The organism is Actinobacillus indolicus, from assembly GCF_004519515.1.
Classification (GTDB): Bacteria; Pseudomonadota; Gammaproteobacteria; order Enterobacterales; family Pasteurellaceae; genus Glaesserella; species Glaesserella indolica_A.
Genome location: NZ_CP038145.1, coordinates 1,555,285 through 1,569,267 on the forward strand (window position 1 = coordinate 1,555,285; position 13,983 = coordinate 1,569,267).

The window sequence follows — 13,983 nt, forward strand, 5'->3', positions numbered from 1 at the left end:
AACTCGTTAAAATACCACTAGTTATTTTTACAGTATATATTCCTATGAACCTCGACCCAATTTGGCTTTATGCAACGATAGCATTACTCTTATTGATCTCACTTTGGCTCTTTTTTAGCTACTCCCGTTCACAACGAGATAGCCAAGAGTTGCAACAAGATCTTGAGCAATTACAACAGCAGTTTTCAACGCTCTCGCAAAAATATGAGCAAATTTCCCTTGAAAAAAATCAAGTAGAACAATTTGCTGTTCAGCAACAGACAAAAGCAGAATCAACCCTTGAGCGTTTAAATGAACGAGATTTAGCGATTCAAAAACTTCAGCAACAGCTTGAGCAGGCAGAATTACAGGAAGACCAACTAGAACGTTATATTAATGAATTAAAAGAGCGGATCGGTTCGGCTCAGACTAAAGCGGAAAGTTTGGAAGAACAGTTACAACAAACTCAGTTACAGCTACAACATCAGCAAGAAGAAAGCGGTCAGTTACAGGCTAAATTTTCCCAATCACAACAAGAATTAACGGAATTACGCACGACACTTTCGGAAAAACAGGCAAATTTTGAAACTCAACAGAAGAATTTCCTAGAAGTCCGCCAGCAGTTAAATGTTGAATTTCAACATCTTGCTCAACAAATTCTGGAAGAAAAGAGTAAATCCTTTTCTGAGAGTAATCAGTCAGCACTCGATTTACTGCTCAAGCCTTTTAAAGAGCAGATCGAAAGTTTTCAAAAACGTGTCAATGAGGTGCATAGTGAAGCAATAAAAGGCAATGCGGATTTGGGGGCTGAGATCAAACGCGTGCTTGAAATTGGGCTGTCAATGTCACAGGAAGCACAAAATCTTACTACTGCATTAAAAGGCAATAATAAAATTGCAGGAAACTGGGGGGAAATTCAGTTAGAAAGTGCGTTACAAACAGCAGGGCTTTTGGCTGGGGAACATTATGTCGCCCAAGAGAGCTACCGAGATGAAGAGGGAAAACGCTTTGCTCCTGATTTTGTGGTGAAGTTACCTGACGATAAGCATTTGATTTTAGACAGTAAAGTTTCCTTGATTGCCTACGATCAAGCGGTACGTTCCGAAGATAATTTTGCAATTCAACAAGCACTTGATGAACACTGCCGTTCACTTCGTACCCATATTGATGGATTGTCTAAGAAAAATTATAGCCAGCTGATTGGGATAAAAAGCCCTGATTTCGTGCTGATGTTTGTACCGATTGAACCTGCTTATATTGAAGCAATGAAGCACGATCCACAGCTCTTTAATTATGGCTATGAACGTAATGTCATTTTGGTTTCTCACACAACGTTAATGCCGATTTTACGCACGGTCGCAAATTTATGGCGAATTGAGCGAGGTAATGCAGAGGCACGAGAGATCAGCGAAAAAGCAGGGGATATTTATAACCAAGTTTGCGTCATTGCAGAGCGTCTTGCTAAATTGGGTAACACCTTGAATACAGCGAGCAATCAATATAACCAAAGTGTCACAGCACTGGTCGGTAAACAGGGATTACTAGGGAAAGTCGAGCGGTTCCAACAGCTTTCCGCTAAAGCACAGCAGACAACGCCACAAGTTGAATTACTTGAAACCGATTGGGATACGACTCGTTTACATTTACTGGTTGAAAAACCGATAACACAGGATAATGTTTAATGTTGCTTATTATTGATAATCACGACTCTTTTACTTTTAACCTTGTTGATTTATTACGCAAAATCGGGGTTGAAATGCAGGTGGTGCCTGTGGAAGAGTTAGATTTAGACGACGTGGAACGTTTTAGCCATATTATGATTTCACCAGGTCCTGATGTGCCAAGAGCATATCCACAACTATTTGCAATGCTAGAACGTTATCACCAACATAAGTCAATTTTAGGTGTTTGTCTTGGACATCAAACTTTGTGCGAATTTTTTGGCGGTGAACTCTACAATCTTAATCAAGTTCGCCACGGACAGCAACGCCCATTAATTCAGCAACAAGCCAACCCACTGTTTAAAAATTTACCGAAGCAATTCAATATCGGCTTATACCATTCTTGGGCGATTTCGCAAAAATCATTAGAAAATACACCGCTTGTTGCTACTGCGACTTGCGATCAAGGCGTATTAATGGCGGTTAAACATCGCTCTCTTGCAATCTATGGCGTGCAATTTCACCCTGAGTCTTTTATTACGGAATACGGGGAACAGATGTTGAGAAATTGGTTAAATTTGTCAGATTAAAGAACCTTCTTACTCGTCAAATATTCTATCTATAAATTCTTAAATGTTATAATTTAGTATCAAATCATTGGGTAAATGAATATTTTTATTGTAAATATTTCTAACTCTATAGAGTTCACCATAATTATTTGTGCCTTTCGCGCCTAGTTGAGTAAGATCTCCTCCAATATTTCCTGGTTTATGTAATGCAAACAAAATACCATTATCTAAAACAAAACCTCTATTTTTATTTGGGTATGAAGGAGTTAATTCTGTGAATAGTCCTGTATGAATATTGAGTTTTTCAGTATGTTTTGCAACAAACTTTCCTAAGCAAATAGGGCCTGTTGGTGCTAATACACTTTTTCCATAATTTTCATTTGCAATATTTTTTAAGACCTCATTAATGGTGTCTTCAAGAATAATACTTTTTGCTTTTGAATAAATAATGGCATTGTTGCAAGCGTATGAAACTTTAGAATAAAGAGGCATATCGAAAAATGTAATAAAATCAATATCATTTCCAACATTGACTCCATTAAGTACTCGAACGGAGATATCAAAATACCAGCCTCCAAATTTATAAAGCAATAAATAACGAGCAAGATCCGCTTTAAAGGCGTAAGGAATAAGTTTATCAAAGGCTTGTAGAATTTCATTGCCATATTCATGCTGAATCCATTCTCTTAATTCTTGATGAGAATAAATATGGTGTGATGTATGTGGGATACTTGATTTGACAGAGTTTATTGCCATTTCCAAATAGGGAGAAAATACGACGTCTTTTTCACCTTCATCAGAAATAAAAATTTGAAAAATATTCATGACCAATATATTCCTTTTGTGAAAAATAATGGTGATTATAAATCGTTTTTTTTTTTTTTGATCAAATTTGTGTCTGAAAATACAGGGAGAATAGCTAGCTACTACTTATGATATAGTAGCTAGAAAGTAGATAAGATTGAAGTCTAGTGATGATGAGCAATCTCCGCTTTTCCGTGCTGTTCAAAATAGACGGCTAAATCATTTTGCAATGTGGCGTGAATATCCATTTCGTGAAAACGTTTCGCAAGGTTATACAAAATTTGTCTTTCTGTTTCTGTATCCACATCTTCGGCGAAGCAGAGTTGAGCAGAAAGGTAGATTTCATCTTCGGTTAAGCCCCAAATCTGCATACGGGTGATCGATTTAATCTCTTTCGGCTCGAGCAACATTTGCTCTACTTTTGCCACATCTACATTCGTTGGCACACCCTGCATTAACAAACGGATCTCTGTACGACAGACATTAAAGCCACTACGGAAGATAATAATACTCACCGCCGCACTCGCCACGGCATCTAGCCATAACCAGTTAAAGAAATACATTCCAAGCCCAGCAAGAATAGCTGCAACAGAACCCAATGTATCAGCCACAACGTGTAAATATGCCGCTTTCATATTTAGATTGCTTTGGTCGCTTGATAACATAATGCGAGCAACCACAATATTCATTATCAAGCCAAGTATGGCAACGGCAATCATCGGTAGTGACATAATTGGGCTTGGATTGACTAAACGCCCGACGGCTTCAATGATAATGTAGATTGCAATGATCACAAGTGTGCTTCCGTTTACAAGGGCAACCAGTGTTTCTGCACGGCGATAACCAAAATTCATTATTTTATTTGGCATTTTTTTTGCCAATATAGAGTGCAAAAAGCGATAATAAGAGCGATAAACTATCGCTTGCCATATGCCCTGCATCAGCAAGTAAGGCAAGGCTATTAAAGAAATAGCCAGAGATTGCTTCAACGACCATAAAAGTCGTTATAATAGCTAAGCTAATCAATAGGATACGCTTATTTTGTGGGGCATGCGACTCCATATAAGAATGTGAATGCGACATAGGTTTTAACTCCGAATAATAGAAATATCAAAATGCAACAATTTATTCAACTAGCCAATCAGTATGGAAAAATGCGTTTGCCTTTTTTCTTTTTAATTGATTTTGAAAAACAGAAACCATTAATTTATCCTTTATCTGAAATTGAAGATAAAGGGCTTTATTTTGATTTTAATGGACAACAAAAGTTCATTCAACCATTAAAAATAAATGGAAATTTTGAGTTAGAGATTATTCCACCTGATTATCCACAATATAAAAAAGCCTTTGATTTTGTTCAACAACAAATCCAAATTGGAAATAGTTACCTTTTAAACTTAACTCAGCAAACTGAAATTAAAACAAATTATCATTTAGCACAAATTTTTCAGCAAGGTAAAGCTAGATACAAATTGTTATTAGATGAAAAGTTTGTCTGTTTTTCTCCTGAATGTTTCATTCGTATTAAAGAGAATAAAATCTATTCTTATCCTATGAAAGGAACAATAAATGCAAATGAAGAAGATGCGGTAAATAAATTATTAAATTCAGAAAAAGAGTTTACCGAACATAATACCATTGTTGATTTAATTAGGAATGATTTAGCTTTAGTATCGAAATATATTCAAGTCACGAAATACCGCTATGTTGAAAAAGTGGAAACACATCGTGGGGCGATTTATCAGACGAGTTCCGAAATTTGTGGAGAACTTGATGAAAATTGGCAAGAAAATATTGGCACAATGTTGGATAAACTCTTGCCAGCAGGCTCAATTAGCGGTGCGCCTAAAGTGAAAACCGTTGAAATTATTCAACAAGCAGAACAACAAGAACGTGGTTATTATACGGGGATTTTCGGTTATTTTGATGGTGAAAATGTAGAGAGTGCGGTGGCTATTCGCTATATTGAAAAACAAGGGGATACATATTATTTTCGTAGCGGTGGCGGAATTACTGCATTAAGTCAGCTAGATGAAGAATATAATGAAATTTTAGAGAAAGTTTATGTGCCAATATCCACTCTTTGAAACGGTAGCGATTATTGATGGTAAAATACAAAATATTTTTTATCATCAACAACGAATGAATAATGCATTTATAGATTATTTTAAGCACGAAAATAGTTTTGAACTGTTAGATATTATTAAAGTGCCTGAAGAATATCAAAATGGATTAGTGCGTTGTCGCATTGATTATAATACAAAAGAATATCAAATTCAGTTTTTTCATTATATACCTAAATCAATAAAAACCTTTCAATGCGTTTATGTGGAAAATTTTGATTATCAATTCAAATATACTGACCGACTTGAATTAGATAAATTAAAACAAACCGCTTGTGATGAAATTATTCTTGTTAATAATGGTTTTATTAGTGATTGTTCTATTGGTAATTTACTTTTTTTAAAACAAGGAAAATGGTATAGCCCAAATCATTATTTATTAAAAGGCACGCAGCTGAGTTATTTATTAGATGAGCAAAAAATTAGCTTAGCTGATATACCTGTGGAAGCACTTTTTGATTATGAGCAGATAATGGTGATTAATGCCTTAAATCCTTTTGATCTTCAAAGGGCAGTACCTATTACAAGCGGTCACATCTTGCGGTAATTTTGCAAAATTTGTGACATCGATCGAAAAACTTGAAAAAAACAGTTGAAACTGTATAGTTAAACAGTATAATAATTTACAGTTAAGTGGCGGCACTGTCGTCGAACGTCGAATAGAAACACTGAATAGATAAAGGAAAGCATTATGGCTGATAACAAAAAGTCATCTAAAAATACCGCTGTAACAAAGCAAGCAGATCCAGAAAGCAAACAAAAAGCTCTTGAAGCTGCACTTACTCAAATTGAGAAACAATTTGGTAAAGGCTCAATTATGAAATTAGGACAGACTCAGCAATTAGATATCGAAGCCGTTTCAACGGGTTCGATTGGTCTAGACCTTGCATTAGGTATTGGCGGTTTGCCAATGGGGCGTATTGTTGAAATTTATGGTCCTGAGTCTTCAGGTAAAACGACCTTGACGCTTTCTTTAATCGCTCAAGCACAAAAAACGGGTAAAACCTGTGCCTTTATTGATGCAGAGCACGCCTTAGATCCTATCTATGCAAGAAACTTAGGCGTAGATACTGATGAATTATTAATTTCTCAGCCTGACAACGGTGAACAAGCATTAGAAATTTGTGATGCGTTAGTGCGTTCAGGTGCTGTTGATGTCATTATTGTTGACTCCGTTGCTGCATTAACACCAAAAGCAGAAATTGAAGGTGAGATGGGCGATTCGCATATGGGCTTACAAGCGCGTTTAATGTCGCAAGCATTGCGTAAACTCACGGCAAATATCAAAAATACCAACTGTTTAGTGGTCTTTATTAACCAAATCCGTATGAAAATTGGCGTGATGTTTGGTAACCCAGAAACGACAACAGGCGGTAATGCACTGAAATTCTATGCTTCTGTTCGTTTAGATATTCGCCGTAGCGGTGTTGTAAAAGATGGCGATGAAGTTATTGGTAGCGAGACGAAAGTAAAAGTGGTGAAAAATAAAGTTGCACCCCCATTCCGTGAAGTACAATTTGATATCATGTATGGTGAAGGTATTTCACGAATGAATGAATTACTGATTTTAGCTGAAGCAAATGGTTTAATTCAGAAAGCAGGCGCATGGTTCTCTTATGAAGGAACGAAGATTGGTCAAGGTAAAAATAATGCAGTGACATGGTTAAAAGAGAACCCTGAAATTGCGAATAAGATTGAACAAGAGATTCGTCAAACATTAATGAAAAATAATAGCTCACTGAAATCGTCTGATGCAGAAGTTGTGGAAGATGATGCAGATGAGTTTAACGAAGAAGAACTATAATCTAATTTCAATGCGGTTTATCATAAACCGCATTTTTATTTTACCGCAGTAAATTAATGACACATAAATATTCTGCAAATAGCTATTTGCTTTATCTACTTTCTAAACGAGAATATAGCGAAGCTGAAATTCGCCACAAATTACAACTTAAAGAATATAATGCACAAGAAATTGAGCAAGCCATTGAACAGGCAAAAGCGAATAAATGGCAAAGTGATGAACGCTTTGCGATAAGTTACGTCCGCTATCGTTCACAACAAGGCTATGGACCACGCCGTCTAAAACAAGAGTTACAGCTCAAAGGGGTAAAAGAGTGGGTGATTAGCCAAGCCATTGATGAAGCGGAAGTTGATTTTTTTGAACTTGCCGAACGTCTTTTTGAGAAAAAAAGACCATCACATTGGGATATAAAAGCGAAGCAAAAAATGTGGCGATATATGGTTAGCCACGGTTTTTATAACGATCATTTTAGGCATTTATTGGATCTGAATTATGGTGACTATGATGAATAAAATTACTTTTTTTAGCCGTTTTGAAGCAGATATTGTCAGTGGTAAAAAGACCATTACCATTCGAGATAAGTCAGAAAGCTATTTTCAAGCGGGTCAAGAGTTGAGTGTTTTTACAAATGAAACAGACCGTTTGTTTGCCCGTATTCGTGTGCTGTCTGTTACTCCTATTCAGTTTGAACAGCTTAATGAAACACACGCTAAACAGGAAAATATGACACTTGCCGAACTAAAACAAGTGATCAAAGAGATTTACCCGAACGATAACGACTTTTTTGTGATTGAATTTGAGTTAATATAGTTTAAAAATGAGCCTTTTTAAGTCCACGAAACAGACAGAATTATGTCCGCAATGCCATTCCCCATTACAACTAAAACGGGGGAAGCAGGGGCTTTTTTTAGGGTGTAGTAGCTATCCGCAATGCGATTATCTCAAACCTATCCATCAAGCAAGCCATATCATCAAAACCCTTGATGAACAATGCCCAGAATGTCAATCGCCATTGCAATTAAAACAAGGGCATTTTGGTATGTTTATCGGTTGTAGCCAGTATCCTGACTGCCATTTTACGGTACACGAAGAAACTGAAATCGAAGAAGAATTTGACTGCCCAGAATGTCAAAAACATAAATTAGTGGCACGCACAGGGCGTTCAGGTAAAACATTTTATGGCTGTTCAGGTTTTCCTGAGTGTAAATTTACCTTACCCACTAAGCCTGTAAAACAACAATGCCCACAATGTTTGGGTGAACTCGCCACCATAAAAAAAGTGCGTGGGAAAACCTATTTTCTCTGTGCAAACAGAAAATGTCAGCATCTATTTAGTGAAAGCGAATAATGTATTCTTTTAATCAACTTATTGAAAAACTTAAACAAAATCAAGTAATTGCCTATCCTACTGAAGCCGTTTTCGGATTAGGTTGCAATCCGCAAAGTGAACAAGCGGTGAGATCCCTACTTCAATTAAAAAATCGTCCAGAAGACAAGGGGCTGATTTTAATTGCTCACCACAAAGAACTGCTTCTGCCCTACATTGATGATACACATTTGACAGAAGTGGAATGGCAACGTTTTGAAACGCTCGGCGATCAGGCGATTACTTGGATAATGCCAGCCAAAGCAACGGTTCCACGTTATCTGAAGGGGCAGTTTGAAACCATTGCCGTGCGATTATGCCAAGTGCCAGCCGTTATTGAACTTTGTACAGCGACAGGTTTTGCACTCACTTCAACTAGTGCAAATTTAACGACATTGCCCCCTTGCCGAACGGCCGACGAGGTTCGACAACAATTTGGATCTGAGTTCCCAGTATTAGATCAAGCCACAGGTGGAAAATCAAATCCGTCTGAAATCCGTGACATTTTTAGCCAATATATTTTTCGACAAGGATAGACAATGAACCAGTACGCAGTGTGGGGAAATCCGATTGCACAAAGCAAATCCCCAAGAATACATACACTTTTCGGGCAACAAACGGACAAAGCGATCTCTTATGTAGCGAAATTAGGCGATGAACAACAGTTTGAACAGCAACTCAAACAATTTTTTGCAGAAGGATCCAAAGGTGCAAATATCACAGCCCCTTTTAAAGAGAGAGCCTTTGCTCTTGCGGATCTTTATAGCGAAAGTTGCTTACAAGCCGAAGCCTGTAATACGCTCAAACGGTTAGATGATGGGCGTTTATATGCGGATAATACTGATGGTGTTGGGTTAGTGTCCGATCTTGCCCGTTTAGGTTGGCTTAAACCACGTCAACGTATACTGATTTTAGGGGCTGGGGGAGCAACCAAAGGCGTGCTTTATCCCTTATTACAAGCTCAACAGCAGATCACCATTTACAATCGAACTGCAGATAAAGCGGTCAGTTTAGCTGAAAAATTTGCAAAATTTGGGCAAATTCAATCCGCTTGTTTCGATGAACTTATCGAACAGTCGTTTGATTTAATTATCAATGCGACATCGCTTGGCTTACAAGGTAAGTGCGTTGAATTGCCAGCACAGTTGCTTACGTACGCCAACATTTATGATATGCAGTATGCCCCAAATATGCAGACCCCATTTCTTGAATACACCCGTTCACAAGGGGCAACACAGTGCCAAGATGGTTTAGGAATGTTAGTCGGGCAGGCGGCTTATGCGTTTCAGTTGTGGGAAGATGTATTACCAGATGTTGAACCTATATTGAAACAGTTAAAACAAGAAATGGAATCTTAAAAAAGCAAATGTTAACTTATTATAAAATCAATAGTTTCTATAGTGTATTGTTGATTTTTCTAACAATTTGCCGAATCTCTAGTCAAACAGACAGAAAAATTTACTTTTTTCAAAAAAGTATTTGACGAGGTAGAGTGAAATCAGCATAATACGCCCCGCAAAGCCGATATGGTGACGCAAATGGCTACATAGCTCAGCTGGTTAGAGCACAACACTCATAATGTTGGGGTCACAAGTTCGAATCTCGTTGTAGCCACCATTTGCGGGACTGGCGAAATTGGTAGACGCACCAGATTTAGGTTCTGGCGCCGAGAGGTGTGTGGGTTCAAGTCCCTCGTCCCGCACCATTTGAAGCTTGCAAATAAAACGACTGGAGTATCGCCAAGCGGTAAGGCACTGGGTTTTGATCCCAGCATTCCTAGGTTCGAATCCTAGTACTCCAGCCATATTATTTCAAATCAAATGAACTAACGCAAGTTAGTTTTTTTCTTTTGGGGTATCGCCAAGCGGTAAGGCACTGGGTTTTGATCCCAGCATCCCTAGGTTCGAATCCTAGTACCCCAGCCATCTTCTTATCTCCCTAGATCAAATAATTCTCTGATTTTTCGAATTCTCTCTATTCTTTGCTTTTTATCTTTACTGAAATTCTTTAAAATTAATGCCCTAATTTACAAGGGGAATATTATGCTTAATCCAAAAAATTTAGAGTCTATCGCACAGCAACTTCACAACACATTACCACAAGGTTTAAAAAACGTGGGCAATGATTTAGAAGAAAAATTTAAACAAATCTTACAAGCCCAACTTGCTAAACTTGATGTGGTCACTCGTGAAGAGTTTGAAGTTCAATCGCAAGTATTACTTCGCACCCGTGAAAAATTGAATGAATTAGAAAAACGCTTAGATGAATTAAGTTCAACATCATCAACAGAATTACAAAATTAAATTTTAGAGGATAATTTAATGAAAAATATCAATCCAACCCAAACTTTCGCTTGGAATGCCCTTGAACAGCACAAAGCTGAGAATTTGACGATTCCACAGTTATTTAATGAAGATCCAAAACGTTTTGATAAATATTCACTGCGTTTTGAAGATCAAATTCTCGTTGATTTTTCTAAAAATGCGATTAATGAACATACATTAGCATTACTTCATCAGTTAGCTGATGAATGCCAAGTTAAATCAGCCACTTATGCAATGTTTAATGGCGAAAAAATTAACCGTACGGAAAATCGTGCGGTGCTTCATACTGCTTTACGCAACCGCTCAAATACTCCTGTTGAAGTAGATGGCAAAAATGTGATGCCAGAAGTGAATGCAGTTCTTGCGAAGATGAAAGGCTTCTGTGAGCGTGTAATTTCAGGGGAGTGGAAAGGCTACACAGGCAAAGCGATTACTGATGTGGTAAACATTGGGATTGGCGGTTCAGACTTAGGGCCATATATGGTCACCGAAGCATTACGCCCATACAAAAATCACTTAACAATGCACTTTGTTTCTAATGTTGATGGTACTCATATTGCTGAAACTTTAGCTAAAGTCAATCCAGAAACAACCCTTTTCCTTGTTGCATCAAAAACCTTTACCACTCAAGAAACAATGACGAATGCCCTTTCAGCACGTCAATGGTTATTGGATACCGCCAAAGAAGAATCTGCTGTGGCGAAACATTTCGTAGCGCTTTCAACCAATGCCAAAGAGGTCGCTAAATTTGGCATTGATACGGAAAATATGTTTGAATTTTGGGATTGGGTTGGCGGACGCTATTCACTCTGGTCTGCGATTGGGTTATCTATTGCACTTTCTATTGGCTTTGAACACTTTGAGCAGCTACTTGATGGTGCACACGCAATGGATAAACATTTCCTTAATGCCCCAGCAGAGCAAAATATCCCATTGACACTCGCCCTTATCGGCATTTGGAACAATAACTTCTTAGGTGCAGAATCAGAAGCGATTTTACCTTACGATCAATATCTACACCGTTTTGCAGCTTATTTCCAACAAGGCAATATGGAATCTAACGGTAAATATGTTGGACGAGATGGGAAAGTTGTTAATTATCAAACAGGACCTATCATTTGGGGTGAACCAGGCACAAACGGACAGCACGCCTTCTATCAATTAATTCACCAAGGCACAAAATTAATCCCGTGTGATTTTATTGCACCAGCGCAAACGCATAATCCGATTGGTGATCATCACCCTAAATTGCTTTCAAACTTCTTCGCACAAACTGAAGCACTTGCTTTTGGTAAGTCCAAAGAAGTGGTAGAACAAGAGTTCTTACAAGCGGGTAAATCTTTAGAAGAAGTTGCAGAAATTGTGCCATTTAAAGTATTTACAGGAAACAAACCAACGAACTCGATTTTAGTCCAAAAAATCACCCCATTCACTTTAGGGGCGTTGATTGCAATGTATGAACATAAAATCTTCGTTCAAGGCGTGATTTTCAATATTTATAGCTTTGACCAATGGGGCGTTGAGTTAGGCAAACAACTTGCCAACCGTATCTTGCCAGAGCTAGAAAATAACGAAACCATTACTAGCCACGACAGTTCAACGAATGGTTTGATTAATCAGTTCAAAACTTGGAGATAGGCTCTAAAGGTAAATAGAATAGTTATTAGAATTTTTTATTCTATATAGCGCTAGGAATAAAAGTTGGTAATGATCATTTACTAAGATCTTTACCAACTTAGCCTGTTAGAGATATCTTCTACTAAATTCATTTCTCTATAAAATGTTATTTATCTTTTCCTTAATATTAATAATTTTACAAAGATTATATAAATAATTATGGGACAGTCTATGGCAAGTGTTTTATCCTTATAAACATCGGAATGTAAGAAGTGCTTATCATAGTTTTAAACGTTATATGGATTATTTATTTACCTATGAAAAGCATGGCGATTTAAATATCGAAAAAACGACAAATAGACTTGAAAACTTATTTGGACAACTAAAGAAGAAATTATCGCATCATGCAGGATTAACGAAAAGACATGAGATTATGTTTATAAAGGATTTTTTAAATAAAAAGAGTTGCTAAGAATAATTAAAAATATTCATTAGCAACCATTTTGTCTACTATGCCTTTGAAATATTGAGTTAATCAGACTTTATGTAACTACGATATAGTAAAAATTTGCTAAAATCTTACCGCTTGTTTACTTATTTTGTTAGTAGATCCAACGCTTCTTGGTATTTTTCCACGGTTTTCTCAATGACATCGGCTGGCACTTTAGGCGCTGGTGCTTGTTTGTTCCAACCGCTGTTTTCCAACCAATCACGAATAAACTGTTTATCAAACGACGGCGGGTTTGTCCCTTCTTTATAAGTCTCAACCGACCAAAAACGGCTTGAGTCAGGGGTTAATACTTCATCCATTAATGTTAATACGCCATTTTCATCTAAACCAAATTCAAATTTGGTATCACAGATAATAATGCCTTTTGTTAAGGCATAATCTGCAGCTTCTTTATAAAGACGAATTGCAGCATCTCGCACTTTTTCCGCTAATTCTGCACCAATTTGACGTTCACATTCGGCATAACTGATATTGATATCGTGATCGCCTACTTCCGCTTTGCTTGATGGTGTAAAAATTGGTTCAGGCAATTTGCTTGCTTCAACTAAACCTTCTGGTAATTCAAGACCACAAATTGTGCCTGTTTTTTGGTAATCTTTTAAGCCGCTGCCTGTTAAGTAGCCACGAACAATCGACTCAATTTTAACAGGGGTTAAACGCTTACACACGACTGCTCGGTATTGAATCGCTTCTGCTTCTTCTTTTGGAAGCACATCAAAGACTGAATCACCCGTAAAGTGATTTGGCATAATGTGCGCTAATTTATCAAACCAAAAGTTAGAAATTTGGGTCAGAATTTCCCCTTTGCGTGGAATCGGATCATCTAAGATGACATCAAAAGCGGACAGGCGATCCGTTGCTACCATAAGCATACGTTTATCATCAATTTCATAAAGGTCACGGACTTTACCCGAATAGATTTTTTTTAGGCTGATTTGCATGGCAGGATTCCTATTAGATTGAACAATTCAGGCTAATTATAGCAATTTACGCAAACGTTTGCTATTTGTCATAAAAATAATTTATCTTTAACACAAAAAAAGCTTGTCATCTTTCTCTTTTTATCGTATTTTGTGAGCCATTCATTTTTGGAGCAAAACTATGACAACTTTTATTCGCACTCACCATCATCACCATTTGACCGACTAATCTTTCGGGCATTTGGCGTGTTCGGAAGATAACTTCCGAGAGCGAATAGCAGGCTAACAGCACAGATTCACAACCC

The 13,983-nt window shown here is 37.4% G+C and carries 16 protein-coding genes, 4 tRNA genes and 1 other annotated feature (1 of these 21 only partly in view); of the genes, 16 read left to right on the forward strand and 4 right to left on the reverse strand.

Going from position 1 to position 13,983, the window contains the following annotated elements; translation table 11 throughout:
• The first annotated feature begins 44 nt into the window (after positions 1-44).
• Positions 45-1,661 carry a DNA recombination protein RmuC gene (locus EXH44_RS07730; protein WP_162856952.1) on the forward strand — a complete coding sequence of 539 codons (1,617 nt, stop codon included), beginning with the start codon at positions 45-47 and terminating at the stop codon, positions 1,659-1,661.
• Entirely contained in the window at positions 1,661-2,230 is a 570-nt protein-coding gene (locus EXH44_RS07735) for an anthranilate synthase component II (protein ID WP_162856953.1), read from the forward strand. Before EXH44_RS07730 ends, EXH44_RS07735 begins: the two co-directional genes overlap by 1 nt.
• A 39-nt stretch (positions 2,231-2,269) precedes the next feature.
• Here EXH44_RS07735 and EXH44_RS07740 read toward each other — a convergent pair whose 3' ends face one another.
• The 3 genes from EXH44_RS07740 to EXH44_RS07750 form a co-directional block, all read right to left on the reverse strand.
• Complete coding sequence (locus tag EXH44_RS07740) at positions 2,270-3,034, reverse strand: glycosyltransferase family 32 protein (RefSeq protein WP_162856954.1); 765 nt, start codon at positions 3,032-3,034, stop codon at positions 2,270-2,272.
• 143 nt (positions 3,035-3,177) lie between these two features.
• Complete coding sequence (locus tag EXH44_RS07745; protein WP_162856955.1) at positions 3,178-3,882, reverse strand: cation diffusion facilitator family transporter; 705 nt, start codon at positions 3,880-3,882, stop codon at positions 3,178-3,180.
• Positions 3,872-4,096 carry a cation efflux transmembrane domain-containing protein gene (locus EXH44_RS07750; protein WP_162856956.1) on the reverse strand — a complete coding sequence of 75 codons (225 nt, stop codon included), beginning with the start codon at positions 4,094-4,096 and terminating at the stop codon, positions 3,872-3,874. The genes EXH44_RS07745 and EXH44_RS07750 overlap by 11 nt, the downstream gene beginning before the upstream one ends.
• Positions 4,097-4,128: 32 nt before the next feature.
• On the opposite strand from EXH44_RS07750, the gene EXH44_RS07755 reads away from it, so the two are divergent.
• The 14 genes from EXH44_RS07755 (at position 4,129) to pgi (ending at position 12,268) form a co-directional block, all read left to right on the forward strand.
• Complete coding sequence (locus EXH44_RS07755) at positions 4,129-5,100, forward strand: aminodeoxychorismate synthase component I (protein ID WP_162856957.1); 972 nt, start codon at positions 4,129-4,131, stop codon at positions 5,098-5,100.
• Positions 5,078-5,683, forward strand: a complete 606-nt coding sequence (locus EXH44_RS07760; protein WP_162856958.1) for an aminotransferase class IV family protein — start codon at positions 5,078-5,080, stop codon at positions 5,681-5,683. Before EXH44_RS07755 ends, EXH44_RS07760 begins: the two co-directional genes overlap by 23 nt.
• A 144-nt stretch (positions 5,684-5,827) precedes the next feature.
• Positions 5,828-6,940, forward strand: a complete 1,113-nt coding sequence (recA, locus tag EXH44_RS07765) for a recombinase RecA (RefSeq protein ID WP_180338921.1) — start codon at positions 5,828-5,830, stop codon at positions 6,938-6,940.
• A gap of 56 nt (positions 6,941-6,996) precedes the next feature.
• Positions 6,997-7,452 carry a recombination regulator RecX gene (gene recX, locus EXH44_RS07770; RefSeq protein WP_162856959.1) on the forward strand — a complete coding sequence of 152 codons (456 nt, stop codon included), beginning with the start codon at positions 6,997-6,999 and terminating at the stop codon, positions 7,450-7,452.
• A complete protein-coding gene (gene yqfB, locus EXH44_RS07775) occupies positions 7,445-7,750 on the forward strand; it encodes a N(4)-acetylcytidine aminohydrolase (RefSeq protein WP_162856960.1) in 306 nt (101 codons plus the stop codon). Before recX ends, yqfB begins: the two co-directional genes overlap by 8 nt.
• A gap of 7 nt (positions 7,751-7,757) precedes the next feature.
• Positions 7,758-8,288, forward strand: a complete 531-nt coding sequence (locus tag EXH44_RS07780; protein WP_021109872.1) for a DNA topoisomerase family protein — start codon at positions 7,758-7,760, stop codon at positions 8,286-8,288.
• Positions 8,288-8,842 (forward strand): L-threonylcarbamoyladenylate synthase type 1 TsaC, encoded by a 555-nt coding sequence (gene tsaC / locus EXH44_RS07785; RefSeq protein WP_162856961.1) that lies wholly within the window; start codon positions 8,288-8,290, stop codon positions 8,840-8,842. Before EXH44_RS07780 ends, tsaC begins: the two co-directional genes overlap by 1 nt.
• A gap of 3 nt (positions 8,843-8,845) precedes the next feature.
• Positions 8,846-9,664: a shikimate dehydrogenase gene (aroE, locus tag EXH44_RS07790; RefSeq protein WP_162856962.1), complete on the forward strand. Its 819-nt coding sequence runs from the start codon at positions 8,846-8,848 to the stop codon at positions 9,662-9,664.
• 182 nt (positions 9,665-9,846) lie between these two features.
• Positions 9,847-9,923, forward strand: a tRNA-Met gene (locus tag EXH44_RS07795).
• 3 nt (positions 9,924-9,926) lie between these two features.
• Positions 9,927-10,011: transfer RNA gene (locus EXH44_RS07800), tRNA-Leu, on the forward strand.
• A 24-nt stretch (positions 10,012-10,035) separates the two neighbouring features.
• Positions 10,036-10,110, forward strand: a tRNA-Gln gene (locus tag EXH44_RS07805).
• A 46-nt stretch (positions 10,111-10,156) separates the two neighbouring features.
• Positions 10,157-10,231, forward strand: a tRNA-Gln gene (locus EXH44_RS07810).
• 117 nt (positions 10,232-10,348) lie between these two features.
• Positions 10,349-10,609, forward strand: a complete 261-nt coding sequence (ubiK, locus tag EXH44_RS07815) for a ubiquinone biosynthesis accessory factor UbiK (protein WP_162856963.1) — start codon at positions 10,349-10,351, stop codon at positions 10,607-10,609.
• 18 nt (positions 10,610-10,627) lie between these two features.
• Positions 10,628-12,268: a glucose-6-phosphate isomerase gene (pgi, locus tag EXH44_RS07820; RefSeq protein ID WP_162856964.1), complete on the forward strand. Its 1,641-nt coding sequence runs from the start codon at positions 10,628-10,630 to the stop codon at positions 12,266-12,268.
• 573 nt (positions 12,269-12,841) lie between these two features.
• Here pgi and EXH44_RS07825 read toward each other — a convergent pair.
• Positions 12,842-13,699: a phosphoribosylaminoimidazolesuccinocarboxamide synthase gene (locus tag EXH44_RS07825; protein WP_162856965.1), complete on the reverse strand. Its 858-nt coding sequence runs from the start codon at positions 13,697-13,699 to the stop codon at positions 12,842-12,844.
• Positions 13,700-13,882: 183 nt separating this feature from the next.
• Positions 13,883-13,983, forward strand: a sequence feature (His leader region); it runs 31 nt beyond the window's last position.